We start from the raw sequence: 26,453 nt of genomic DNA, 5'->3' as shown, positions 1-26,453 counted from the left end.
TGGGCCGTGCTTCTCGGGTCGTTGTGGGCAGGTGACGGTCGGCTGACGGTCATATCTCGACAGTCAGGAGGTGATAGCTGAGGGTTTTGCCGTGTCCGTCGAGGACGGGTGATCCGGTGACTCCCGCGCCGAGGACTCCGGGGAGGGTGAAGATGAGCGCGGGCAGTTCGGGCAGGCACGAACGCTGGACTGGCCCGGTGACTAAGGGACGGTACGCGCGTGCCACACGCTCTGGGGTCAGCCGCTCGGCCAACTGGTCATACGCCTCTTGGTCCCACGGCACTACGCCAAGGATCAAGTGATCGCCTTTGTCGCCGGCGCGGACGTGGGCGAGTTCGTCTACGCGTGTCATGCTCGGACCTCTCGCATCTGGACGCTCGTTGGTACGAGGTGGCGTGGGATCAGGCAGGAGCGGATGGCCAGCATCGGATGTGCTGAGCGCCGAGCGCCCCCACCTCCTGCAGGACCGTTCGTGTAGAGGGCCTCGACTTCCCACCCGACGGCCTCGGCCTGTTGCTGGTCCGGGACGACGGCTGATACGCGCAGCCGCACCTCGTGGGGGTCTACCGTCTCGCCGAGGCCACGGAAAGCGGCACCGGCTCCGATGTACTCGACCGTGATTGCCTCGGCGTCGAGTCCGTGAACTGTCACGAGGCGCTCTTCGACGATTTCAGCGGCCAGTTGCGCGCGGGCCAGGCTGCGGGGCCCGGCGTAGGTGATCTGCCCTTCGCCGAGCCAGCTGCCGCGGAATCCAAGCGTGACCTTCAGGGTGTCGGTCCGTTCCCGCCCGGTGCCGCCAGTCACGGCCACCTGGTCGTGGCCTGCGTGGTCGAGGCGGACTGTTGTGAAGTCCGCGACCACGTCCGGGGTGATGTATCCCGCTGGGTCCCCCACCTCGTAGAGCAGTTGTTCTGTTGCGGTCCGCGGGGTCAGCGTCCCGCCGGTTCCCTTGAGCTTGCCGAGCACGGCCGCACCGTCGGCGGTCACGTCGGCGAATGGGAAGCCGAGGTCAGCCATTCGAGGTACTGGTTTGGTCACTGGGTCGGCGTAGTAGCCCCCGGTCAACTGCCCGGCACACTCAAGGAGATGGCCGATCACGGTTCCGCGGCCGAGAATCTCTGGGTCGGCGTCGAGGTCCCAGCCATGCGCATGGGCCAGCGGTCCGAGGTAGAGGGACGGGTCGGCCAGTCGACCGCCGATGACCACGTCTGCCCCTAACTCGAGGGCTTCGACGATGGATGCAGCGCCAATGTAGGCGTTGGCGCTCACGAGCTCGCCGTTTTGCTCGGACAGGGGCCGGCCGTTCTCCCACACCACCGGGTCGAGGTCTCGGACGATGTCCATGACGTCATCACCGGTGATCGAGGCGATCCGAACCGGTCGACCAGCTGGGCCGGCAACACGGGTGGCCAGGTCGGCTGTCATGTCCGCGGCCGCGTCCGGGTCGGAGCCGCCGCCATTGGTGACGATGGTCGATCCTTGGTTGACCATTGGGCCGAGTGTGGCTTCGAGTCGTTGTGGCAGGAGCGCGTCGAACGCGACACCCGTGCCCGCGAGACGGCGTGCGTTGGCCTGAGCGATGGTGCGCTCACCGAGCGTCTCGAAGACGAGGTAGTCCAGGGCTCCGTGCTCAGCCAAGGCACGCGCGGGATCGATCCGGTCCCCTGCGAAACCACTGCCTGCCCCGATACGCACGTGCTCACGGTGTGTACCCGACGCGCGCGATGAGCTCATGAGACCCACACCGGGATCGCGGTGGTGATGAAGGCAGTCGCCAGCATGAGCAGGCTCAGCAGCCACGCCCACCCGAACAGGGCTCGGATGTGTCGGCCGATGTCGACTCCGGCAAGGCCCACCAGCAGATAGAACGAGCCAGTCAGCGGGCTGATGGGGAAGCCGACGGTCTCCTGGCCCATCATCGATGCCTGTGCGATGGCCTCCGCGGGGACGCCGTACTGCTCACCGAGCGCGGTCAGGACGGGCATGACCCCGAAGTAGTAGGCGTCGGGCCCGAACAGCAAGCTCAGGGGCACCCCCAGCACCCCGATGATCAGTGGCAGGGCAGGGCCGACGGCTGACGGTACGACACCGGCGGCGCTGGAGGCCATTGCGTCGATCATGCCGCTCTCGCCGAGGATTCCCAGGAAAGCGCCGGCCGCGAGGAGCGTGGTCGCCATGAGCATCGCGCCTGTTGCGTGCGCCTCGATGCGGGTCGTCTGCCGACGCAGACCCGGGTAGTTCACGACGAGCGCGACCACGACGCCGACCAGGAAGATCATCTCCGGCGGGGCGAAGCCTGCGATCAGGGCCGCCAGTACGAGCACGGTCAGTGCCGCGTTGAACCAGAACAATCGCGGTCGACGCAGCTCCTGCTCCTCGTCCGAAAGTTCCAGGGGGTCTCGAGGCTCAACTCCACGCTGGTCATCGGATGACGCGTCACCTGCGGCGGGACCGCTCGTCACGGCGGTTCCGCTACCGCCGCCCGTCAGGCTCATGGCCGGTGTCTGGTTGGGAGCGGTCATGTCGGCACCCAGGCCCAAGCGGCGGTGCTCACGGCGCCCGAGGTACCAGGCGATCGCCAGGGCACCAACGATGCCGACGAGCTGCGATGGGATCAACGGCACCCACAGGTCGTTGGCATCTATGCCGGTCGTGGTCGCGGCTCGGGCCGTCGGCCCGCCCCAGGGCATGATGTTCATCACCCCGGCGCCCATGCCGACACACACGGACAAGGTCAAGCGACTCATCCCGAGACGGTCGTACAACGGCAGCATGGCCGGAATGGTGATCAGGAAGGTGGTCGCGCCCGCTCCGTCCAGGTGCGCCACACATGCGAGAGCCGTAGTGGCCACGGCGATCGTGACCGGAGCATTCCCGGCCCAACCCACGATGCGCCCGATGATCGGGTCGAAGAGCCCGGCATCGCGCATCAAGCCGAAGTAGACGATCGCGAAGACGAACATCGTCGTGACCCCGACCACGCTGCCAAGCCCGGCCCCGATGAACTCGCCCACCTCTCCAATGGAGAACCCGGCAAGCAGAGCAGTGACGACTGGCACGCCGGCGAGTGCGACGACGGCCGTGACCCGGTTCGTCAGGAGCAAGGCGAGGATGATGATGATCGTGGCGTAACCCATGGCGGAGAGCATCGTTGGTCCCTTCTGGAGTGATCCCGACCAGTCTGAGGATCTGCATCAACCCGCGTCTACGATCAATAGCCGATAGATTCATGCATCATGCCGATAGATCTGGCCTTGCATCACCTACGCGCCATCGTGGCGTTGGCCGACCACGGCACCTTCACCGCGGCCGCCGCGGCGCTCCAGGTCGCTCAGTCGTCCCTCAGCAGGTCGATCCAGGAGAGCGAGCGTCGCCTGCGCGTGCCACTGTTTCTGCGGACCACCCGTCGGGTGACCCTCACCCCCGATGGCGAGGCGATCGTTGCCGTCGCCCGCAGCTTGGTTGCGAACGTGGACACCGGACTGGAACACATGGCCGGATACCTTGCCGGGACCAGAGGCAGTTTGCGGATCGCCACACTGCCTTCTCTGGCCGCAACGTTGCTCCCCCCGTTCCTACTCGCCCTCCGCTCGAGCTACCCGACGATGCACATTCACGTCGCGGACAGCCTCAACGAGCAGGTCTGGGCCGCCGTCGGCAAAGGCCGAGCAGACGTGGCCATCACGGCACTCAGCGGCCCGGTACCGCGGGGCTACGAGATCCGGCCATTGGCCGAGGACGACTTCTTCGTCGCAGTTCCTGGCACGCATCCATGGGCAGGCGAGCCTAAATTGCGATGGTCACAGCTCGCTGACGTCCCGCTCGTCTCCTTTTCACCGGCCAGCAGCATCCAACCCCTGGTTCGGCAGGCACTCGACAACCACAGAGCCATTCCCGAGGAAGAAGTAGCCGCCCAGAACATCGGCGCTGTCGGTGGTCTGGTGGCCGGAGGGCTGGGTCTCGGGGTCGTCCCGGGGTTCGTGCTGCCGCTGCTGGATTTCGCCGGACTGACATTTATTCCGCTCCGTCCACGTGTGTCGCGCAAGATCGTGCTGGTGCGCTCCCGCGATCGGCCACTGACGCCTGTCGCGCACGCGTGGGTGGACATCGTCACGGGCCCGCACCGCCCTGACCTGAGAGGCGTCAGGTGGCAAGGGTGAGGAAATTCTGAGTCTTCAACTCCGAAGTGGACGAAGAATCCCCCGGAACACCGGGGGCCCGTGCTTTTCCAAGGCACCCGGATCTTGCGCGACCGGGATGGCGATGGCCTCACCGCATCGAGTCCGCCCAACGCCAGTGGAGGGGCAGTGAACGGACCAGTTCGGCCCACTTATCCCTCAACATGTCGCCGCTCACCTGCTGGGTTGCACACCCGCGCATCGATGACGGGTCGTATTCGACAAGTTCGTCCAGGTCGCAGCCTGGGCGCTGCCTCCGAACGGAACGCGGACACACGATGCTCAGCAACCACGATCCGGTGACGGTGTGATGAGTGGATCGGGGCCGGGAACATTGCCCGGACACTGGCATCATCCTTCGCGCGGGGTCTGTCGTCATGAGGGTTCGGACGATCGGGACCCTTCCGGAGCGCGACCGTGAGTCGGCCGTCGTCACCGGGCGGCTGTGAGCCCAAACGGTCCGAGACCGGGCGATAGGTTGGCACTCATGTCGACGACTCCCATCGGCCTGATCCTCGATTTTCCCGGCCACAAGGAAACGTACGTTCCTTGGAAAAGCGGCACGTACGCCCTCTTCGGGAAGAACGGCATAGGGAAGAGTCGCGTGTTGACCGCGATCAGGCATCTGTTTCAGGGAGGCATGCCCGACGCCAGCAACATGCAGGACAGGTGCTCGCTCATCGTCGAAGCCCATATGCCCGAGCTCCCACCGGCCGCTGCCGAGGGAGACCTCGACGCGCTGGCTAGACAGATTCTGGATTTCGAGCGGCGTTCCGAGTTCAGGAAGAGCTTCTTGGGCAAGTACCTGCAAGTGACAGAGTCGGCCGAGGCCGAATTGGACATGCTGGCCGGTGAGGCGGCCTACGCGAAGCACATCGACGACGAAGTGCGACGCAACTACGGCGGCAGTTGGGAGGAGAGTGCGCAGCTGTGGCAGTGCGTCCTGAAGCAGCGCTACTTCGAGATCCAACGTGTTTACGACACGATCCTGATCCGGCCCTTCTACCTGGAGTCACGCGATCACCCCGAGGTGAGCGCCTACCTCGTCGAAACGGACAAGCGCTCAGACCAAGAAGAGGAGTCCAGCATCCTGTGGTCCCCCCTAACGGTCGGTGCAACGGCCACCGTGGATGACGGGCGACTCTGTACCGCGGTTGTCGGTGAAGGACATTTCCACCGGCTACACGGCTTCGATGTGATGGCTGCCATGGGCCACACGTGCGTGGATCTGCGCGCCGCCCCGGAGCCGAAGGCCGACCTGGTGGGCCGCGCCCTCGCGCAGCTGCTGACAGAGGGGGCCGACTATGACGCGTGGGCCACCCAGCTCGGTCAGGAGGCCACGCGCCAGTTGCGCCTGGCCCTGCAGACGTCGGTGGGGTTGAGGGTTGACGTACCCAGCCATGCCGACCTTCTCGCGGGCAAACGCCTCGAGTGGCTGGCCACAGTGCCGAAATTCGGCAATGTGATGCAGACACGGGACATTCCATTCGAACGTCTGAGCACAGCGGAACGCACGTGGGCGCTGCTGGCCATTCATCGCGCGACGGCTTCTATGGTGGATCAGGGCTGGCAACACAGCACGCTTCTCATCGACGAACCCGAACAAGGTCTGCACCGTGCGGCGGAACACCAGGCCCTTGGTTGGCTCGCGGAGATGGCACAGGGATCAGGCACGTCGATTTGGTGCGCCACGCACAGTCCAACACTGCTAAGCGATGAGCGAGTCGTCCCGGTAGCAATGCGTGAGGAGCTCCGCACGGGTAACCCCATCAGCAGGGTCACGACAATGAAGCTGCTGGGGCCTGCCGAGCGGGAGGAACTGGAGAGCCTGGGGCTGAGCACGACCGACCTGCTCGCCACGCGGCGTGGCTTCCTCCTCGTCGAGGGCGCCCACGACGAGACGGTCTTGTCCGAGCTCATCGGGACCGAACTGGCCGAGCTGAACGTCGAGATTATCCCGATCCGCGGTGCCAGGCACCTGCCTGCTGCAATCGAAGCCCGCACCTTGTTCGACTTCACCGACGCTCTGCTGTTCGCGTTACTGGACGGACTGCCGTCCGAAGGCTTGGACCAGGCGTGGAGCGAAGCAAGGAAGTACGCCGACGATGCGGAGACCGCCCTGCGGGTCTTGACCGAAGGGGTCGAGTGGCCACCGAATGACGAATCCGGATGGATGAAGCAGTGGCTGATGCGCTCCATCGAGCGCGGCCGCGGTCGACACTCCCGCGTCGAACCACTGGGGGTCTCCAGAGCCGACATCATCGAATACCTACCCGTCCAGACCTTCGCACCGGACGCCATATCGTGGGAAGATCTCCGGACCCAGCATGCCAAGCGGCGAGCGATCTCCAAGAACACACCCAAGGACTTCAAGTCTTGGCTCAGCAAGGCGCACCACGCCACCTTCAACACGCAGACGCTGCGCCAAGCCTCCCAGCGCATGGACCACGTCCCGCACGACTTCACACACCTGCTCGACCGAATCGGCGCTGCTCTGCGCGAGTACGAGGCAGATCGCCCGATGTAAACGCATGCTTCACATACGGACGGCTCGCCGACCGTGCTCCCCTTCACTGACAAGAGCGGGTAAATGAGGGGCACTAAGACCGCCTCTGCTGGTGAAGAATCAAAGGCCGGCCGATGGCGGGCGGGTGCTGGAGGTGTAGGCGGTCCTACGGGTGTTGGGACGACTAGCATTGAATATCGATTACCACGATCCTGACATGGTGTAGCAACTGGTCGCACCCGCTGCCACGGTGCTGCTGCACGACGACTCGACATTCTCAGAAGGACCCCTTTCATGCGGCGCGCGCCCTCCCTCCTGCTGCCGATCAGCCCCATCCTGATCTTCCTCGGCATCTTCCTGCTGTTCGCCGCCGGCCGTGCCGATGCCGAAGCAGAGCAGGTGGCTCTCGACAACGTCGGATGCACCATGGGGGAATTGCTGGACATCGAGGGCGATTACAGCGACTGTCCTGACGAGGAGTACGGCGGCTCCGGCGGCAAGAAGTTCTTTGGCTGGACCGCGCTGCTGCTGGGACTGGGTACCGGCGCCGTCGGCGCCGTCCTGGCGGTGCGCACTGGAACGAGTGATGAGCCTTCGTCAACTGACCAGGGCGTCACCGAGTCGGCGAACGCGAGCGCGACCCCCTCCAAGACAACGGACCAGATCAGCAACTCTTCCGCTGGACCGGCAGCCCCCATAACACCTGACTCATCCCCACGCACGGAAGCGATCCCGGAACCATCACCCGTTGTCACCGATATCCCCCGCAGGGCATGCCCCGAATGCGGGGAGATGATCGCGACCACGGCCCGCCTGTGTCGCTACTGCCACAGCAAAATCGATCCCGTATCCAACGCATGAACATCCCGGGAAACTCCAGGAGTCCAACGGCCGGTGTAAACCCGGCCAGCGACCGAAACGGAGTGAAGTCGCCTCGTTTGCGAGCAACACCAGTCCGCGGTGGTGCCCCCGGTTTCTCGTCCGGCTCGATGCGGCGAACACGTGAGGAAATCCGCCACTGCACCTGTGAGGGGTCACCGGGGTCTTCGAAGTAGACGAAGAAGGTTTCTCCGACCACGGGCCATGCCCTGACCTCCCAGATGGGCGCCTCAACCGCATCCCAGGCAAACGGCTGCGAGGTCTCCCCCGGACAGCGGGCGTACGTGGACTGGTCCAAATCCCATACGTGCACAGTCCGCTGCGTGAAGACCAGCCAGCGACCCGTCATGTCCGAGCTGAGGCGCTGCACCCCTCCCGGGTGGTCCTCGTTGGCTTCGATGCCGTCTGAGCTCGCCGTGTCGTTCATGCCCAAGGCCTGCCCTTGGAGTGTGACAACGTTCTTGGGTGCGTGCTACCCACCGACCGCGACAGCCAGTTCCGCAGCCGGGAACAAAGTGCCCGCTCCCAGCCGCCCTCGACCGCCACTCCCGGGCCACTCGACACGAGTTGCGGATTGCGATCGTGAGTTGGATCGAGCGGACCTATCACCGCCGTCGTCGTCAGGACGCGCGTGGGCGATTGTCCCCAGCGCTTACGAGACCCGTCATGACCCCACCAGCCACTCAGGCTACGGGACCAATTGGCACCTGCTCGTGCAGCAGTCCCGACTGGTCGTGCGCTCACCGAACGTGATGCCAAGGACGGGTTCAGCTCAGCGTCCCCCCGGCGGCAGCCGTCACAGAACCAACTCACCGGAACCCGTCTGGGTCAAGTCCCCGGTAGTGGTGTAGCGCTGCGTGATCCTTCGGGGTGGGGTTAGGCGGTCAGGGCGGGCATGGTTTCGGCTCCGATCTCGGGGTCGGTGGTGGTGATGAGAGTGACGCGGCAGCGGGCCAGGACGTCGAGGCCGAGGTAGCGCCGTCCTTCGGCCCATTCGTCGGTCTGTTCGGCCAGGACGGCTCCGACCAGACGCACGATGGCGTTGCGGTTGGGGAAGATCCCAACGGAGTCGGTCCGGCGTCGGATCTCGCGGTTGAGGCGCTCCTGGGGGTTGTTCGACCAGATCTGGGTCCACACGTCCTTGGGGAAGGCTGTGAACGCGAGGATGTCCTCCCGCGCGCCGGCGAGGTGCTCGGCCACCTGTGGGAGCTTCTCGTCGACGTACTCGATGAGCCGGTCGAACTGGGCCTGCACGCTGGGTGCGTCGGGCTGGTCATAGACACTGTGCAGCATCGCCTTGACGGCCGGCCACATCGACTTGGGCGTGACGTCCATCAGGTTCGCGGAGTAGTGGGTGCGGCATCGCTGCCACGCGGCGCCGGTCAGGTTCGCCGCGATCGCTTCCTTCAACCCTTGGTGGGCGTCGGAGGTGACCAGACGTACCCCGGTCAGGCCGCGGGCGGTCAGGTCGGCGAAGAACTCGTTCCATGCGGACCCGGTCTCGGAAGTGGCCACGCGCAGTCCGAGGACTTCGCGGTGCCCGTCGGCGTTGACCCCGGTCGCGAGCAGTACCGAGGTGGCGACCACGCGCCCGCCCTCGCGGACCTTCATCGTCAGCGCGTCGGCGGCGACGAAGGTGAACGGTCCCGCCTCGTCAAGGGGGCGGTGGCGGAAGTCCTCGACGATCTGGTCCAGGTCGGCCGCCATCCTGCTGACCTGCGACTTGGACAGGGAGTTGATGCCGAGGGTCTTGACGAGCTTGTCCATGCGGCGGGTGCTGACGCCGGCGAGGTAGCAGTCGGCGACGACGGTGATCATCGCCGACTCGGCCCGCTTGCGGCGCTCGAGCAGCCACTCGGGGAAGTAGCTGCCGGTGCGCAGCTTCGGGATGGCGACGTCGACGGTCCCCACGCGGGTGTCCAGGTCGCGGTGGCGGTACCCGTTGCGCTGCGCCGAGCGGCCCGGTGTGGGGCGGCCGTACTCGGCGCCGACGACGGCGTCGGCGTCCGCGGACAGCAGCGCGTTGATCATCGTCTGCAACAGCGAACGCATCAGATCCGGGCTTGCTTCGGTCAGGGCTTCACTCAGCAGGCCCGCAGGGTCGACAATGTGTGGTGCGGTCATCGTGATGACTCCGTTCGAGGATTCGGTAGAAGGTTGACTCGAAGGATCACACGGTGGCCGCACCTATGCCCTCAGGGGCACCTAGTCTGCCACCGCGCTACACCACTATGCGGGACTCAACTACTGCACCGCCAACGGGTTCTCCGGTGGGGCGATGTAGACGTAGAACGTTTTGTCCACCACCGGCCACTCCCGTACCTCGACGAGCAACTCCTGGGTGCCGTCCCAGTCGAACGCGTCAGACTCGAACCCCGGCAAGCGCACATAGGCCATCCGGTCCAGGTCCCACAAGTGCACGGCACGCTGAGTGACCACCCGCCAACGCCCGGTCATCTCCGGGCCAAGTCTCTCGACCTCGCTCGCGTGACTTCCGTCGCTGCTCGCCGCGTCCGTAGCATCCATGCACCAAGGCTGTCGCATGCGTGTGACAGCGCCTCGGAGCCGCAGACAGGTCACTCACCAGGGGCTGGACCGGCCCAACCAACAGAACCTCGCGACGGTCCACTCCCAGTGGCCCAGTCCGATCGACGCCCACTACGGTCGCGACGCTGGGAACCCTTGGAACCGTGACTTGTATCGCTCTCAAGGCCGGGCGATCACATACACCAGAGTTGTCAGTGCGCCACCAGACACCTCTCTCATGACCTCGCGCCGAAGCAACCCAATCAAGCACCTCCCCGCGCGGCGACTGCTTGAGGACGCCGTCCTACGCGATTCCCGCTCGTGCCGCGCTCCTCCAAGCCGCGCAGACGTCGATCCAGCCCGGGTCCACGGTGTCACTACGCCGTGGCACAGTACTCAGGTCGGCACACGACATCGTGCACATGCGACAGGGGCATCCTTTATGAATGAAGACCTGCCACACCGGTATCCGATCTTCATCAGGCTCAAACCCGCCTTTGCTGGGGACGGCGAGTTCGACACAGACATGTGGGCGCGACAGCGCGACAGCACACCCGCGCCCTACCGCATCCAACGACAGGGCAAGGACATCCTCCTTCCCTTCTACGACGACGCTGACGACCTCATCGACGTCACCTGGTCCGGCGATGGACAAGCAGACCGATTCATCCGCGACACCCTGCAGGAATACCGCCGCCAGCACCCCGACGCCGGCCCACACGAGGGCGCGCCCGCTCCGGCCATCGCACTGCTGCCCCGCCCCGACAACACCTACAACCCCGACGCCGTCTCCGCAGCCGACCCCAACCGAGATCTCTCCGACGAACAGCGTTACCTCGGCTACCTGCCCGACTCCGACTTGGAAGAGATCGGGTGGACCACGATCCCCACCTTGGCCGACCTCGCCTCCCAATGGGGGGGCCAAGTGCGCTGCTATGGCTGGGTCACCCCCGACTCCATCCTCCTCGACCTGCCGCTGGACAAGGTCCACGCCGCCGCTACAACATTCCTCGCCACCTACGGCATCACGCTGGACCCACTACCCAACCCCCACGAGACCGGTGCAATCCTGGTCGACGCCGCCCTCACCGGCACTACCTGGGACAAGCCACCCCACCCGATCGGCTCCCTAACCCTGACCCCCCGCCGCCAAGGCCTGTCCCTGACCGACGGAGGCAAACCCATCGGGCACCTCAGCAACGACACCCGACTAGCTGTCTTCGACGAACGGCACCGCGAACGAGTCATCGCTGAGCTGGCCATGCAAAATCTGCCTGTCACCCCCATGGCCACCCCACACGCAACCGCCGCCAACGGGCCCATCCCCGCACGCTACGAACTACACCCCAGTGCCTCCACAGGCTGGGTCATCGAAACCACTGCCGACATCCCCACAGAAGCTCTCCCCACACACGGACCCCGCCACAAACGAGGCGAAGAAAACATAATCGCGGCAGTCGCCTACTACGAGCCCGACAAGAAGACCCTGTGGGTCCAAGCCGATCAACTTGTCCCCACCGCCGCCTGCTACGCAGCCCGCGTCGGATTCGAGGTCACCACAGTCCGCATCGCCAAACACCCCTGGGGCCTCAGGACGGAAATCGCCGAACACCGACTCATCCCCTACGAAACCGTCCCTTTCGACACTACCGACGACCCCGGAAGACGCACGCTTCTGTCACATCACCGCACCAGCGTCCCGCCGGAGTCCCTCGCACACCACTACGCATGGGCCGATCACCCCGCCCCCGAGAAGCGCCGCGGCCACCCAAACATCCTCGCCGCCCGCGAACGCCTGGACCGCACACGCACCAAACTCTTCGGCGGCGACCACACCCTCACCGACAACCTCACCGACCCCCTGACCCCTTGCCGCCTGTGCGGCCACCAAGCCGCCACCTTCACCACCCCCACCTGCACCGAACCCGTCACCTATTGCCGCACCTGCATCCTCACCGCCTGCAACGGCCTGGGCACCAATCGCGCCCACACGTCCACAGCAGTCGCCGAAATCGCCACCCTCGAGTTCGGCGGCATCGCAATGCTTCCCGACCAACTCACCACCCTCCACCTCAACCCCGACACCCCCGTGACCCCGGAGGTTCTCGACCGGCTCCTGCTCCTACGGTTCGCCGTGAACCGCGTCCTCCCGTGGACACGAATTCTCACCGCCGCTGGACTGACCCCCAACGGCATCCCCACCGCCCGCGGCACCATCATCCAAGCCCGCGACGGACACCTATGCCTCTCTCTCCAAGAGAAGGCCGTCTGCGAGTTCCTTTACCAGCACGGCATCGCCCACGACCGCGAACCCCACTACCCCACCGACACCGAGGTCAACCCCAACGGCCGATGGCGCGCCGACTGGCAACTCGCCGACGGAACCCTCGTCGAAATGTGGGGCATGCCCAAAGACAAGCAGTACGCCCAACGGATGTACGCCAAACAGCAACTCGCCCGCAAGCGCAACCTGACCGTCCTCGAACTAACTGCAGACGACCTTCCCCGCCTAGCAGACCGCTTCGCACCCTGGATCCCCATCGACCGCACCCCCCAGCGCTGGACACCCCCAGCCACACCAACACCTAAGCCTCGCACCCGCACCCCACGCACCCGCACCCCACGCACCCACACCCCAGGCAAGGTTCACGCCACCAACATCGCCGCAGCCGAGGAACGCCTGGCCCGGGCCGGCCGCGCGCTCGAGCTTCAACGCCACGGCCACACCCGCGCAGAGATCGCCGCCGCCCTCAGCACAACACCCGACACTGTCAAGGTCCTGCTACAAGACGCCCGCTTCTACGAAGACCCCACCAGCAATCCCGAACGCCTTGACCTCGCCTTTGCGGCCATCACCGCTGTCGCTGCGGGCAAGAGCAAGACCGCCTTCCACGCGGAGAGCAACCGGTCCGAGCGTCTTACCTCCCGCGCCTGGCGCGATGCCAACACCCTCGACCGCCAAACCGCACCCGACTAGCTCCAACCACCACGGATGAAACCCGAGACCCGCACCTTGGGGCCGCGGATCGCACCCGGACGAGAGCTTCGGGCGTCAGACCGCATGAAGAGAACTGGGTTGTGGTCGCAGGCAAGTCGGCAGGAAGACTAAAGGATTTGCTCGGTTCGGCCATAAATGACCGCCACCAGATACGTCCCGGCACGATTTGTGCTGCCTGACGCGCTCAGCGTACCCAAGAGAGATGTGGCCGTCGCGTCGTCAGTAATGCTGCTCGATGTAGGCGTATGCCCGTTCGAACAGGTCGCTGTCGCCAGCGAGGGCGTTGTCTTTGAGGGTCTTGCGTAGCGCGAGGCGGACATGCCTCACGGATGCAGGCTTGGCGACCCATCCTTCGTGGCAGACCTCTTTGGCGATGGCGTCGACCTGGTCAACGATGCGCCCGATAAGGACCGGGGTGTCCTGTGGGGCGTACTCCTGGAAGATCTGGGTCAGGGCACCGATGTGCGGGTTAGTCAGCGTCGGAAGCGCATCGAGGCCCTCGCGGCCGGTCTCGTCCTCGACCCGCTCGGCGACCTTCAGGTCCCGTGCGGTGGTCAGCAGGTCCCGTAGCCAGTCGAGAGCCACTTGGGCTTGCCCGATGGCCCGTTCCCGCAGCGCGTCCAACCGCTCGGCCAAGGATGTCCACACCTGGTGGTCCCCGGTCTCTCCGTCGATGCGGGCCTTCAGCCGGGCAGTGATGGAGTCCAAGACCTGCTCGGCCGACTTGTCCTGCACCTCAGGCTGGAGGGACGCGAACGTGGGGTCATCCAGCAGCATCTGGATGGTGCCGGCGTCAGCGACGACGGCTTCCTTGCTGGTCTTGGTCAGAGTGACCGGCCCAATGTGGGCGTGGACCATCTCGAGGGTCTTGGCGCCGAGGCGGTGCCACAGCAGGTCCAGTGCCGCGGAGGATGGCTTGATGTTCTGGTACACCTTCGCCAAGAACCGGTAGGCCTCACGGTGGGTGGCGAGCCGCTCGTGGGGCCAGGCGGCCTCCCAGATACCTTCGAGGACCCCGAAGCGGGCAGCGAATCGGTCACGGGCGGCCTCGTCCGGCAGGCGCTCGTTAGCGGCCTGGAGGACTTCGTAGCCCTCTTTGGTGCGGTCGATGCCGTTGAACAGGTCCAACGCAGATGGCAATTCGGCCTCGAAGACGTCGATGAGACCGTCGAGGTCGATGCTCCGCTTTGCTGCCTCGGGGTCGGCTGGGACCATCGCGCGGGCATACCCGTCACCCAGGCCGACGTAGTCCACCACGAGGCCGTGGGTCTTCGTCTGCCCGGTCTCGGGGTGCTTCCAGGTGCGGTTGGTGCGAGTAATGGTCTGGAACAAGGTGTGCAACTTCAACGGCTTGTCCAGGTAGAGCACGCCCTCGATGGGCGCGTCGAAGCCGGTGCCGAGCTTGGAGGTGACGACCAGGAACTTCAGCGGGTCGCCGAAGGCGCGGAACCTCTCCAGCAGGGCGTTCTCCTGCGCACGGGTCAGCTTGTAGGGCTGCAACTGCTGCTCGTCCTTGGGCTGAACGCTCATCACGACCGCAACCTCGTCCGGCTCGGTCCCGGTCTTGGCCGCGCGGGCCGCCAGCAAGCGGGCCAGTTCGGTTTCGTAGGCCACGCACAAGTCACGGTCGGCGACCACGACCTGGGCCTTCATCCCCAGCGGGTCGATGGTCTCGTAATAATGCTCGACAATGTCGGCGCAGACAGCCTCGATGCGGTCGGGGTTGGAGAAGAACGTGGAGGTGCGTGAGGCCTTGCTGGTCAGGTAGTCACGCGCTTCCTCATCCAGGTCCTCCGCGTCGAGCATCTCGCCGAAGGCGGTGTCCAAGCCCTCCCGGTCGAGCTGGAACTCCACCAAGCGCGCCGTGACGTGGATGGGCACGGTCATCCCGTCGGCGATGGACCGGTCCGAGGTGTAGGAGTGCAGCGTGCGGTTCTCGTCGTCGGGGTGCCCGAACAGGTCATAGGTGTTCTTGTCCAGCGTCGCGATGGGCGTACCGGTCAGGCCGAAGAACGTCGCATTCGGCAGCGCGGCGCGCATCGCCTGCCCCAGCCCACCTTCCTGGGTGCGGTGGGCCTCGTCGATGAGCACGATGACGTTGTCCCGCTCTGACAGCAGGCCCGCGCCGGCGAACTTGTGGACGGTGGTGAAGATCAGGCCACGCCGGTCGCTCGCCAACTGTGCACGCAGCTGGGTGGCGCTCTCCGGGGTGGACAGGACGGACATTCCGGTGGAGCGGAACTGTTTGTAGGTCTGGTCGACGAGCTGCACGCGGTCGGCGACGAGGATGACCGTGGGGTTCTTCAAGGTCTCATCGCGCATCAGTTGCGCCGCCGCGAAGGTCATCGCGAGAGTCTTGCCGGAGCCTTGGGTGTGGTGGATCAGGCCTCGGTTGCGGGAGCCGTCACGCACGCGGTCGAGGATGAGCTTGACCGCCTCGTACTGGGGGTATCGCGCCAGGACCTTGACCAGCACGGGCATGCCGGTGGGCGTGCGGGTGGTCTCGAAGACGCTGAACCCGGACAGGACGTCCAGCAGCGTCCGCGGAGACAGGAGGGTGTCCACCGAGCGTCCGACCCGCTCCCAGCCGTACTCGCCCAGGGGCGCGGTGGAGACGTCCCAGGACTGCCAGTGCTGCAAGGGGGTGCGCACTCCTGCGTAGCGCAGGTCCTTGCCTTCGGTAGCGAAGGTGAGGATGCTCGGCGCGAAGAAGGGCGCGTGGTTGGACTCGTAGTGGTCGTGGATGTCCTTGGCGGCGTGGAACCAGGAGACGCCGTGGGTGGCGGAGTCCTTGGTCTCGCCGACGGCGACGGGGATGCCGTTGACCCACAGGACGATGTCGAAGCGGGACTTGTGTCCGCCAGCGCCGAAGGTGACCTCGTCGGAGACGATGTAGGTGTTGCGGGACAGGTCGTGGAAGTCGACCAGGTGGACCGGTTCGCTGCGGTTGCGTCCGCGGAAGTCGTGGTTGCGCAGGCCCCGCAGCCAGCTGGTCACGCGCTGGTTGGTCTCGACGAGCCCGTCCTCGCCGGCGGACAGCGTCAAGGTGCGCAACTGGTTGAGCAGCTGTGGTGCCTGCTCGGGGTGGTCTTGGGCGCCGGTGTTGAGGCGCTCGATGGCGTCAAGGATGCCGAGTTCGAGGAAGACGTCCTCATGCTCACGGCTGAGGTCTTTGCCTGGGATGTGTGTCCAGCCGGCCTTCTTGAGGCGGTCGAGAACGAAGGCTTGGGTCGTCGTTGACTCGTTCAGTTTCCCCACGGCATCTCACCCTGCCAGCAGCTTGTCGTAGGACTCCGGAATCTCGTGCTCACCCGAGAGCAGCGCTGTGAGCAGGTTGGCGCGGACGGCCGAAAGGCCGTCTCGAGTTCTCTCTGCTGCCGTGACGACTGAGAAGACCGCTCGCAACTGTTCCACGACGCGCAACTGCACGTCTATCGGCGGCAGCAGCAGTGGGATGGCGTTGAGGCTCTCCTTGTTCAAGGTCTTGCCCATCACTGCCCTCGACCCGAGCGAGTCCCAGTCAACGCGGGCGAGACTGTGTTGCAGAAACTCTTGGTCGACGCCCTCGCGGGGGCGCACCCACGCGATCGCCTCGTTAGGAAACACGTCTGTCGCTGGTACGGCTGTACGGCCAAGACTGAGCTTGAAGCTCAGCAGCAGTGAACCAGCGGGCACCCGCTTGGCCACCCCCTCACGCTCGGCTTCTTCGGTTACGCCTTCTGTACATTCCCGAACCCGCGGGTCCTTCAAGGAGGCGATGGTGCAGAAGGGTCGCTCCGTCGTGTCTTTCGTCCAGTAGCTTGGCTGGTTTCGGGGCGGCGTGCGGCCGATGCTGCGGTCGGCCACCTCCCCGAAGGTCGTGGGCACCCAGAGTTCATCGCCAACCATCGACTCATCACGCAACCGGACGAGTGCCTCATGAGCCGAGTTGGCCACTTGCGCTGCGGCCGCGATGGCACGGTCAAGCGACCCGACCAGGTTCACGATGCGCCGTTGGGCGGCAGGTCCGGGGTAGCTGACCCGGACGGTAAGCAAATCCTGAGGATTGAGGCGCTCTCGCCGCCCTCCCACTCCCTTCGACTGTGCTGCAAGCCCTGACCACAACGATGGATGTTGCGTCAAGAGGTGCAGGTACTCCGGGAGCACGGTCTTCAAGCAGGTGTAGGTGGGGAACTCAGGTGATGCGAACGCAGGTGCGCTGCCCGCTGGAACGACGGTGATGGCTCCTTCGAACGCCTTCAACTTGCTGTAGATGAGTTGGTAGGGCCGAACAACGTTGAGCTCCTTGTATTTGGTCGTGCTTGTCGTGACGGCGTCTCGGTGAAGAAGCCCCCGGCCGAAGCCGAAGACCCCCACGAGGGGGTACTCACTGCCCTCTTCCACCCGCACCTTCGTGATGTCCAGTTCGACAAGGTCTGCAAGGGTCCCGCGGCGCCAGCCTTCACGCATCGAAGCCTGCCGCCTTCAATTTCCGGTCCAGCTCGACCTCGGCGGAGCGGAGAGCCGAGCGGGCGTCGCGGTACGCGGCCAGGGCAGCCTCAACGTCAACCTCGGCGGCCCGCTCCGTCTGGATGTAGCGACCGATGTTCAGGTCGAACCCGTTCTCCTCGACCTCACTGACGTCGACCAGGCGCAGGTGCAGCCCGTCCTCGCCATCGACGTCGACGCCCTGCTTGTAGGCGGTGTCGATGACCTCAACATCGGCGTCAGAGAGGGTGTTCTGATTCTTGCCAGTCTGGAACCGGGCGGAGGCGTCCACGAAGAGGACCTTCCCGGATCGCTCCGGAGCCTTCTGCGCGCGGAAGATGAGCAGACAGACGGGGATGGAGGTGGAGTAGAAGAGGTTGTTCGGTAGGCCGATGACCGCTTCGAGGAGGTCCTTCTCGAGCAGGCACTGCCGGATGGCGCCTTCCTTGCCGCCGCGGAACAGCACGCCGTGCGGCATGACGACCCCGACTCGGCCGCCGTCGGGATTCATTGTGGCAATCATGTGCTGGATCCACGCGTAGTCGCCGTTCTTCGCCGGCGGGACGCCGCAGAAGGCGCGCCCGTAGGGGTCGTTGGCCCAGTCCCCTGCTCCCCAGTTCTGCAGGCTGAAGGGTGGGTTGGCGATAGTGACGTCGAGCTTGCGCAGCGTGGCGCCCTCGAGGAGCTTCGGTTCACGGAAGGTGTCGCCGCGCACGATGGTGAAGTCCTCGAGCCCGTGCAGGTAGAGGTTCATCTTCGCGATGGCGGCGGTGGTCAGGTTCACTTCCTGCCCGTACAGGGTCAGCGTCCGCGGGTCCCCGCCACCGGTGCGCACGGCGTTGACGGTCTCCACGAGCATCCCCGCAGAACCGCAGGCGGGGTCACCGACGGTCTCGCCCGGCTGCGGGTCGAGGAGACGCACGAGCAGGTGGACGACGTGGCGTGGGGTGAAGAACTCCCCGGCCTTCTTCCCTGAGGCTTCGGCGAACTCGCGCAGCAGGTACTCGTAGGCAGAGCCGAGCATGTCCCCTTCGACGTGCGCGGGGTCGAGCTGGACTTCATGGAAGGTGTCTAGCAGCGCGACCAAGGCGTTCTCGGGCAGGCGCTCCTTGTTGGCCCAGTTCACGTCGCCGAAGACCCCGACGAGGTCGGGGTTTGCTTGCTGGAGGCGGTGGAGGGAGGTGGCGAGCTTCGCGCCGATGTTCATGGCGGTCTCGCGCACGTCCTGCCAGGAGGCGCCGGCGGGGACGGCGAAGGGCTGGTAGTCGGCCTCGATGTCGTCGGTGAGGTCATCGCCCCAGTCCTCGACGGCGCGGGCGTGGTGGAAGTCGTGGTTGTCGCAGATCCATTTGAAGAACATCACCGGGAAGACGTAGGCCTTGAAGTCGCCCGGGTCCACGGGGCCGCGCAGCGCGTTCGCTGCCCGCCAAAGCGTGGCCTCCAGTTGCTGCTGGGTCATCTGCGTGGCTGTGCCAGCCTTGATCGTCACCGTGTTGCCTCTCCCCGTATGTAGTGGGATCACCGTACCGACCCAACTTTTGGCTAGCGCCCCCAGCGGCGTTGCACCTGACCAGATGACGAGCCGCAGTTCTCAGGCCGGCGGGTGCCTCGTCGGGGCAGCGTTGGCCAGGCGGATATCCGTGTGGCGGAGCAGCCGCTCGGCCCCCACTACTGTCAAATGTAGGCGAGGTGACAGCCAAGCTGGGGCCGGCAACCGGCGCGTCACCGTCGTGCATAGGGGGATTGCCGGTGGAGTGGCCGAGCCGGACGAGTGAGGGGGAATCACTCCCACGCCCAGAAGGCACGTCCCATGCTCACTGCACTCCAGCTCCCCATCCGCTTCGATCAGAACGTCCGTCTAGTCCCCCTCCCCACAGACTCGAACACTGCGTTGGAGGCCGTCCCCGGGCAGGTGCTGTGGGCCGACCTGTCAGCGACCGCGACTCCAGATCTGACGGCGGTACGCGCCGCGGGCAGGCACAGCAGGGTGATGGCAATGGTGCCGGCCATGCCTCTCGCAGCGTGGTGGGCCACCAACATCCCGGCTGCAGCACGGGTCGACTTCGTACGGGGCCGGCTCACCACCATCCGTGGACAGTGGATGCCATGGCTGTGCGCGGTCGTCACCTACAGTCCCGAAGGTCCCCAGATGGACGGACCCGTGACCGGCATGGTGACGGCCGCACGGCACCGCCGACGCCCGTCAAGCACCCCAGCAGCAGTCATCGCGCAATACTTCACTCAGAGTCTGCCTCCCGAGGTCTTCGCCATCGCGGAACCCTCCCTGAAGGCGTTCGTGTCGGGCTTGGAGCCTGCTACCGACACGCAGGCACGCTCGTACCTCTCGGCGCTGTCGGTCTTCTTGGCCAGCCCCGCGATCTGGGATCGTGTCTCCTCTCCGGACTTTCGCACGCTGCTGACTGGTGCGGCGATCGTCGCCGCGACTGACACCCTCGCCATGCTTCCGCAGTCCCGTCGCGCTACCCGCGAGACGCTGCGATCGGTGGCTCGTCGAGCCGACCTCCTGCCGCGACGCGACGGCACCGCTGGGCCGAAAGTTCCCTACGCCGACCGGTTCCTCGCTGCTGGGGTCATGGCTCCCTATCCGACCACCGCGCTCCTTCAGGCGCACACGCTGCGCACCGGCTGCTCTACCCTCAAGCTGCCGCTGGGCCGTACAATCGCCGATCTCAAGCGAACGCGAACGATTGACACACTCCCGCTGGGGACCGTCACATCCTGCGACGTCATCTTCCAGTTGGCGAACTCCACCCTGCCGAAGATGACGCCAGTGCCGACCGATCCCCCAGCGTCGAAGCCGACGCGCATGACCCGCAAGGAGCGTTTGGCGCGCAACCGCCGTGCCGATGCGCTCTCCATTGCGCTGCGCGCTCAGGCCCTCAACCCCGCGATTGCCCCGATCGACACCAGCGGCATGGACCCAGCGGTCGTCGCCAAGTGCCACGAGTATCTCCCCACTGTCCCGGAGTGCCTGGACCCGTGGATGCTCAACCGGGACGTCGCGATCCGACTCCTGCTGGGAGTCAAGGCACCCAACCTCAAGGGAGTGGGCTCCTACGGCGGTCAGCTTGCGCGCTTCATCGCGTGGTTCCACACCTGGGAAGGCCGCCCCGGTACGGAGACCAACACCCCGATCACCTACGACGAACTGATCCAGCCGTGGGTACCAGACTCCTTCGGTCGCTACGCAAACATCACCCCCGAAAGCGTGGCCACGTATCGTTCCGCCGTCCGCCGGGCCCTCGACTCCCTGCAGCCCCCCACGGTCACCGCCACGAAGGTCGCTTACCGCGCCGGGTCCGCTCCCTACCCGCCGGAGAAGATCGAGCGGCTCATCTTCCTCGCCGAGAACCAAGGCACCCCAGCACGTCGCACTGCGCTAGGAGTAGCCGTGGCCATGGGTGCCGGGGCTGGGCTGGGCGCTACTGACCTGAAGAACCTCACCCCGTCACACATCACCACTCGGGACGTCGACGGCACCCCCACGACATTCGTGACCGTGCCACGTGACGGGCGCACCGTGCCCGTGCGTCACCGCTTCGTCCCCCTGCTCAACTTGGCCCTTGCCGGGCACGCGCAACGAGGCAAGGGCAACGACGACCTACTGCTGGGCAAGTCACCCAAGCGCAACAACGCAGTAGGACACCTGACCAAGAACGTGTCCACGGCCACCGGGGACCCGATCGAGATCGACCAGACCCGCCTGCGCAACAGTTGGATCGTCGCCGGCATGTGCGCTGCTGTCTCCGTCGCCGATCTCATGGCGGCCGCCGGGATCACCACCCCACGCACCCTCGAGCTACTTCTGCCCTACTGCCCTCCTCCTAACGTTGACTCGGTCGCCGAAGTGCTGGCAGACCTGGCCGACGTGCCCACAGGAACCGGGCGACTTTCCAATCGTGGCGGCAAGCGCGGAGTCCGGCGGTGACCTACATCAGTCGCTCCGAGTTCGACCGCGCCGTCCTGCATGTCCGCGGCACCGGAGTACCTGCCACGCTCGAAGCGAAACTGGCCAGCCCGATGGGCGGACGGCCCCGGGACTTGTCTGTCGAGGTCCTCTTCGCGGGCATGCTGCTCTCGAGCACGCACAAGAAGAACCTGCTGCACACCAGCATCTACTCCGTGTTGGCCGGGCTTGCAGGCAACGTACGTCGGCACTATGGGATCGAGCACCTCAAGGTCTGGCAGGTGCGCTACCTCATCAGTGCCATCACAGACCTGTACGAGAACACACCTCTTCGTCGCCCTGAGATGTCCACCACCGAACGTTTTCGTCGTCGAAACCAATTGCAGGAACTCGTCGATTCCCTGGTCGGCCACACGATCAAGGACGTGCCCTCAACGGGCAGCTACGCCATCGACAACACCGCGATCGACACCACGGCTCGCCTACGAGGCCGCCGAAAAGACTTCAACCAGCACGTCACCACCATTCACGCCAAGAAGCCACTGCACGACGTCGACGCTCGCACGGGGTACCGCACCGAGACGTACGCCAACCGCACCCACTGGGTCTACGGCTACCAGATGGGAGCCTTATCCCGGGTCGCGCCCGAGGATGCACCGGGGTCGGTCCCCCACCTCATCGACCGCATCTTCCTCGTACCCGGTAACGAAGCCGGCCTCCCCGAAACGGTGGAAGCCTTGGACTCGCTCAGAGAGTCCGGTGCACCGGTGCGCGAAGTGCTCGTAGACAAGGGGTACTCACAGGCCGCCTTCGATGACTTCAGCGGGCCCATGCACGAGCGCAACATTGACATCGTCATGGACCTCAAGAAGGACCAACACACGGTCGTACCGAACGACGATATCGGCTACCTCATCCTGGACGGCCAAGCCTTCTGCCCGACCCTGCCGCCCCGACTCCGGAACCTGCACCTGGTTGAGGACCTCACTGCCAAGAACCCTGAGGGGCGCACCCACATCACTGCGGAAGAACAGCAAGCTTGGGATGAGCGCGCAGCGGCACGTAAGGAGTTCATGCAACTCATCGCTGAGCGAAACACCTACCGGCTCGAGAGCAAGGGGCCCGCCCGTAACCGCAAAGGCATTAGATACGTCTGCCCAGTCACCACCGGTCGTCTCGACGTCTCGACACACCCGGCACCCCACCTCCGCAAGGAGTGCTGCAGGAAGTCCATCACAATCCCGTTCTCGGTTCATGGAAAGCTCCGGCAGAAGCACGTGTGGGGAACCCGAGAGTGGTTCAGGTCCTACGCTCGCCGCACCGCTGTCGAGCGCTTCTTCGGCAACATCAAGGGACTGACCGGGATCATGCGCGCTGGATGGACTCTTCAGGTTGGCCTCGTCAAGTTGCAGTTGATGACCGCCATCACCGTAATGGCCCACAACCTCAAGACCCTGCTGAGATGGACCAAGGCGCACGGCGCCAACGGCAGCTTCATCGCAGCTATCGAAGTTGCCGAAGTCGAGATCATTGACCCCAGTCCGGGCATCGACCCCGCAAGCCTGCCGGAGCATCTCCAGCCTGCCTGATCCGCCCCAGGACGCACCCTGGGGCTAACACAGCGAACAATCCAATAGCTTCACCCACGACCCCGGAGGCCCGCATGCCTCGCGGGTCACACGTCGTACACCTGCGACACCAACTCAAGCCTCGTCCACACCGGATGGGGCTCTTCTCGTTCTATTTCCCCGCGGGTACCGACCAGACCCCCGAGATTCGACGAAACCTCGGTCAGATTTCGATCTGGCCGAGGTTTCGTGAACCGAAGCCCACAAGTTTCGTGAACTCCTCACGTGTGTCCGAGGGGGGACTTGAACCCCCATGTCCTAATACGGACACTAGCACCTCAAGCTAGCGCGTCTGCCAATTCCGCCACCCGGACGAGTGGTGCTGACCGGTGGTGGGGTCACCGGGGCAACGACGTGAAACTTTACACGGCGATCCGCCGGGGATGAAATCCGGGGCCGAGCGCGGGCAGACCCCCGGCCTCTCCTCGACCGACTCGGACGAACCTCCTAGGGTCGAGAGCATGGACTTCACGCGACCGACCGCACCAGCCCCCTACGAGATGCTCCCCGCCACGGCCACCTTCGAGGTCACCAGCGAGGACTTCACCGACGGCGCGAGCCTGCCGGACGCGCAGATCGCCGCCGGCGGCAACCGCAGCCCCCAGCTGTCGTGGTCAGGCGCTCCGGAGGGCACCAAGAGCTTCGCTGTCTCGTGCTTCGACCCGGACGCCCCGACCCCGGCAGGCTTCTGGCACTGGACCGTGGTCGACCTGCCGGCGGACACCACCTCGCTCCCGGCGGGTGCCGGCGCCGAGGGTGGCGCAGGCCTCCCCCAGGGTGCCTTCATGACCACGACGGACAACGGCACGCAGGACTTCGGCGGGGCAGCCCCGCCGGAGGGCGACATGGTCCACCGCTACGTCTTCGCCGTGCACGCGCTGGACACCGAGCCGGGTGGCCTGGGCATCGACGGCAGCGTCAGTTGCACGGTGGCGGCCTTCACCTACCTCGGCCACACGCTCGGCCGGGCAGTCATCACGGGGACGTACCAGGCCTGACCTGCGTCAGCGCACCCGCAACTCCCACGCGGCCACGGCCCCCGCCGCCGCGACGTTGAGCGAGTCGACGACCCCGGTCATCGGGATCGTCACGGTCAGGTCGACGCGGCCGAGGGTGCGACGGGCCAGGCCGTCGCCCTCGGTCCCCAGGACGAGCGCCAGTCGCTCGGGCGGATCGGCCGAGAGCTCGTCGAGCCCGATCGCGTCGGGTGCCAGCGCCAGCGCCGCGACCGTGAAGCCTGCCGCGCGCAGGTGCTCGACACCGTCGGGCCAGGCCTCGATCCGCGTCCACGGGACCTGGAAGACCGTGCCCATGGACACCCTGATGGCGCGCCGGTAGAGCGGGTCGGCGCACCGCGGTGTCACGAGCACCGCATCGGTGCCCAGAGCGGCGGCCGAACGGAAGACGGCGCCGACATTGGTGTGGTCGACGACGTCCTCGATGACCAGGACGCGTCGCGCGCCGTCGAGCACCTCGACGAGCGAAGGGAGTTGCGGCCGGTGCATCGACGCCAGCGCCCCGCGGTGGAGGTTGTACCCGGTGATCCCCTCGATGACCTCCGCCGTCCCGGTGTAGACCGGGACCCCCTTCGCCTCGGCCTCCTCGACGATGTCGGCGAGGTCGACCAACCACCGCTCACCCATGAGGAAGGCACGCGGCTCGTGGCCGGTGGCCAGGGCGCGGCGGATGACCTTCTCGCTCTCGGCGAGGTAGAGGCCGCCGGCCGGTTCGAGGAGACGGCGCATCCGCACGTCGGTGAGGCCGACGAAGTCGCGCAGACGCTCGTCGCCGGGGTCGGTGATGGTGATCGGCACGGGAGCAGGCTAGAGCAGCGTGCGGGTGATGACGCCGAGGCTGGCCACGACGCAGAAGGTGAGCACGACCCGTCGCAGGACCCTGGCGTCCAGTCGTGAGCGCACCGGACCGGCAGCCAGGTGCCCAGCGACGACGAAGGGCCACCACGTCAGCCCGGCCTGCAGCTGCTCGGTGCTGACCTGCCCGGCCAGGGCCAGACCCACGAGGCTGACGCCGGTGCCTCCGATGAAGAACACAGCCAGGGTGGAGCGCAGCCGGTGCGGGGGCTCGTGCTGCATCGCCAGGGCCATGAAGGGCCCACCGATCGAGGCGGCCGTGCCGGACACACCGCTGATCGCGCCGGCAGCCAGCATGCTGCCCCGGGTGGGACGCACATCCACGGCCCGCACCGAGACGGCCACCGTGATCAGGATGAGCACCCCGACGATCAAGGCGATGGCATCGGCCGAGGTCGCGGCCACGATCAGCACGCCGAAGGGCGTGGCGAGCAATCGGGCCACCAACGACCACCCAAGGGGACGCCAACTCACCTCGCGGGGTCCGCTGGCGAGCTGCACGCACGGCAGGAAGATCGCGCAGACCATCAGCGACACCGGCATCAGCTGCGGCTCGACCACGACGATCACGGGCGCCGAGACGACCGCGATACCGAAGCCGATGGAGGACTGGACGAAGGCCCCGAGCCCGACGGCCAGGCCGAGGGCGAGAATGGTCGGGTCGAGCCAGGCGGTCACGGGAAGAGGACGAACTTGACCAGGCCGACCACGCCGACGACGACGATCACGGCGCGCAGGGCATTGGGGTGCAGTCGGCGGCCGAATCGGGCGCCAAGGCCGCCACCGATGATCGCGCCGATGGCGACCAGTCCGGCGATCCGCCAGTCGACGAGGTCGGGCTCGACGATGATGAAGACGAGGGACGAGACGGCGTTGGCGATCGTGGCCAGGACGTTCTTCAGCCCGTTGAGCGCCTGGAGACGCTCGGTCGACAGCGCCGAGAGCAGACCGATGAGGATGACGCCCTGGGCCGCACCGAAGTAGCCGCCGTAGACACCAGCGAGCAAGACACCCGCCATGAGGGCCACCACGCGCCACGCGGGGATCTCCGCGCCCTCCCGGTGTCGGCGCTTTGACCACGCCGACAGCCGCGGGCCGAGGACCACCAGCAGGATGCCCAGGGCGATGAGTGCGGGCACGATGGCGGCGAAGGCCGCTGCCGGCAGAACGAGCAGGAGCAGTGCGCCGATGATCGCGCCGATGATCGACATCGGGACCAGTTGGAGGACCTTGCGACCCAGGCCCTTCATCTCCGGCAGGTATCCGATGGTGCCGCTGATCCCACCGGCGACCAGACCGATCGAGTTGGAGATGTTCGCCGTGAGCGGCGGCACACCCAGCACGAGCAGTGTCGGGAAGGTCACGAGCGTTCCCGACCCGACGAGGGTGTTGATCCCGCCGGCCCACAGGGCAGCGAGGACCACCGCACCGATCTCCAGCCAGGACACCCGGTCACCCTAGACGGCGCCGGG

At 66.0% G+C, this 26,453-nt stretch carries 18 protein-coding genes, 1 tRNA gene and 1 pseudogene; 8 read left to right on the top strand and 12 right to left on the bottom strand.

All coding sequences use genetic code 11. The features are described 5' to 3' along the window. Positions 1–49: 49 nt before the first annotated feature. The 3 genes from BJY20_RS15510 to BJY20_RS15500 are packed head-to-tail and all read right to left on the bottom strand — an operon-like array spanning position 50 to position 3,149. A complete protein-coding gene (locus BJY20_RS15510; protein ID WP_185992354.1) occupies positions 50–352 on the bottom strand; it encodes an AtuA-related protein in 303 nt (100 codons plus the stop codon). After that, complete coding sequence (locus BJY20_RS15505; protein ID WP_185992353.1) at positions 349–1,734, bottom strand: acyclic terpene utilization AtuA family protein; 1,386 nt, start codon at positions 1,732–1,734, stop codon at positions 349–351. The genes BJY20_RS15510 and BJY20_RS15505 overlap by 4 nt, the downstream gene beginning before the upstream one ends. After that, positions 1,731–3,149: a CitMHS family transporter gene (locus tag BJY20_RS15500; protein ID WP_185992352.1), complete on the bottom strand. Its 1,419-nt coding sequence runs from the start codon at positions 3,147–3,149 to the stop codon at positions 1,731–1,733. Before BJY20_RS15500 ends, BJY20_RS15505 begins: the two co-directional genes overlap by 4 nt. Positions 3,150–3,236: 87 nt before the next feature. On the opposite strand from BJY20_RS15500, the gene BJY20_RS15495 reads away from it, so the two are divergent. The 4 genes and pseudogenes from BJY20_RS15495 to BJY20_RS16625 form a co-directional block, all read left to right on the top strand. Further along, positions 3,237–4,160: a LysR family transcriptional regulator gene (locus tag BJY20_RS15495; RefSeq protein ID WP_185992351.1), complete on the top strand. Its 924-nt coding sequence runs from the start codon at positions 3,237–3,239 to the stop codon at positions 4,158–4,160. A gap of 505 nt (positions 4,161–4,665) precedes the next feature. Continuing rightward, positions 4,666–6,705, top strand: coding sequence for an AAA family ATPase (locus BJY20_RS15490; RefSeq protein ID WP_185992350.1), 2,040 nt, complete (start codon positions 4,666–4,668; stop codon positions 6,703–6,705). Between the two features lie 273 nt (positions 6,706–6,978). Then, the gene (locus BJY20_RS15485) at positions 6,979–7,545 is read left to right on the top strand and encodes a zinc ribbon domain-containing protein (protein WP_185992349.1); all 567 of its coding nucleotides are present in this window, start codon (positions 6,979–6,981) and stop codon (positions 7,543–7,545) included. 552 nt (positions 7,546–8,097) lie between these two features. Beyond that, positions 8,098–8,253 (top strand): annotated as a pseudogene (locus BJY20_RS16625) (IS3 family transposase); the annotation flags it as partial. Positions 8,254–8,439: 186 nt separating this feature from the next. On the opposite strand, the gene BJY20_RS15480 reads toward BJY20_RS16625, so the two are convergent. Beyond that, positions 8,440–9,687, bottom strand: a complete 1,248-nt coding sequence (locus BJY20_RS15480; protein WP_185990375.1) for an IS256 family transposase — start codon at positions 9,685–9,687, stop codon at positions 8,440–8,442. 120 nt (positions 9,688–9,807) lie between these two features. Continuing rightward, positions 9,808–10,089, bottom strand: coding sequence for a hypothetical protein (locus BJY20_RS15475; protein ID WP_185992348.1), 282 nt, complete (start codon positions 10,087–10,089; stop codon positions 9,808–9,810). A gap of 442 nt (positions 10,090–10,531) precedes the next feature. Here BJY20_RS15475 and BJY20_RS15470 point away from each other — a divergent pair, with 442 nt between their 5' ends. Next, complete coding sequence (locus tag BJY20_RS15470) at positions 10,532–13,066, top strand: hypothetical protein (protein WP_185992347.1); 2,535 nt, start codon at positions 10,532–10,534, stop codon at positions 13,064–13,066. 240 nt (positions 13,067–13,306) lie between these two features. Here the strand turns inward: BJY20_RS15470 and BJY20_RS15465 are convergent, their stop codons facing one another. The 3 genes from BJY20_RS15465 to BJY20_RS15455 are packed head-to-tail and all read right to left on the bottom strand — an operon-like array spanning position 13,307 to position 19,013. Then, positions 13,307–16,345 carry an HsdR family type I site-specific deoxyribonuclease gene (locus BJY20_RS15465; protein WP_185992346.1) on the bottom strand — a complete coding sequence of 1,013 codons (3,039 nt, stop codon included), beginning with the start codon at positions 16,343–16,345 and terminating at the stop codon, positions 13,307–13,309. Between the two features lie 6 nt (positions 16,346–16,351). After that, positions 16,352–17,536 carry a restriction endonuclease subunit S domain-containing protein gene (locus BJY20_RS15460; protein WP_185992345.1) on the bottom strand — a complete coding sequence of 395 codons (1,185 nt, stop codon included), beginning with the start codon at positions 17,534–17,536 and terminating at the stop codon, positions 16,352–16,354. Further along, a complete protein-coding gene (locus BJY20_RS15455) occupies positions 17,529–19,013 on the bottom strand; it encodes a type I restriction-modification system subunit M (protein WP_185992344.1) in 1,485 nt (494 codons plus the stop codon). Before BJY20_RS15455 ends, BJY20_RS15460 begins: the two co-directional genes overlap by 8 nt. A 549-nt stretch (positions 19,014–19,562) precedes the next feature. Between BJY20_RS15455 and BJY20_RS15450 the strand changes: the two genes are divergently transcribed. Further along, positions 19,563–21,503: a hypothetical protein gene (locus tag BJY20_RS15450; protein ID WP_185992343.1), complete on the top strand. Its 1,941-nt coding sequence runs from the start codon at positions 19,563–19,565 to the stop codon at positions 21,501–21,503. Further along, complete coding sequence (locus BJY20_RS16560) at positions 21,500–23,071, top strand: transposase (RefSeq protein ID WP_185992342.1); 1,572 nt, start codon at positions 21,500–21,502, stop codon at positions 23,069–23,071. The genes BJY20_RS15450 and BJY20_RS16560 overlap by 4 nt, the downstream gene beginning before the upstream one ends. 267 nt (positions 23,072–23,338) lie before the next feature. Here the strand turns inward: BJY20_RS16560 and BJY20_RS15440 are convergent. Next, positions 23,339–23,424, bottom strand: a tRNA-Leu gene (locus BJY20_RS15440). Positions 23,425–23,571: 147 nt separating this feature from the next. Between BJY20_RS15440 and BJY20_RS15435 the strand changes: the two genes are divergently transcribed. After that, entirely contained in the window at positions 23,572–24,108 is a 537-nt protein-coding gene (locus BJY20_RS15435; RefSeq protein ID WP_185992341.1) for a YbhB/YbcL family Raf kinase inhibitor-like protein, read from the top strand. 6 nt (positions 24,109–24,114) lie between these two features. On the opposite strand, the gene BJY20_RS15430 is transcribed toward BJY20_RS15435, so the two are convergent. From BJY20_RS15430 to BJY20_RS15420, 3 genes are read right to left on the bottom strand one after another with little or no spacing between them, the layout of a single operon-like run. Beyond that, positions 24,115–24,924: a TrmH family RNA methyltransferase gene (locus BJY20_RS15430; protein ID WP_185992340.1), complete on the bottom strand. Its 810-nt coding sequence runs from the start codon at positions 24,922–24,924 to the stop codon at positions 24,115–24,117. 9 nt (positions 24,925–24,933) lie between these two features. Then, on the bottom strand, positions 24,934–25,659 hold the full coding sequence (locus BJY20_RS15425; protein ID WP_185992339.1) for a TSUP family transporter: 726 nt from the start codon (positions 25,657–25,659) through the stop codon (positions 24,934–24,936). Further along, positions 25,656–26,429, bottom strand: a complete 774-nt coding sequence (locus tag BJY20_RS15420) for a TSUP family transporter (protein WP_185992338.1) — start codon at positions 26,427–26,429, stop codon at positions 25,656–25,658. The genes BJY20_RS15425 and BJY20_RS15420 overlap by 4 nt, the downstream gene beginning before the upstream one ends. Between the last annotated feature and the right edge of the window lie 24 nt (positions 26,430–26,453).

Origin of the sequence: Janibacter cremeus (assembly GCF_013409205.1) — a bacterium.
Lineage (GTDB): Bacteria > Actinomycetota > Actinomycetes > Actinomycetales > Dermatophilaceae > Janibacter > Janibacter cremeus.
The sequence above is the reverse complement of the archived record's forward strand: the minus strand, read 5'-3'. Positions and strand labels throughout refer to the sequence as shown.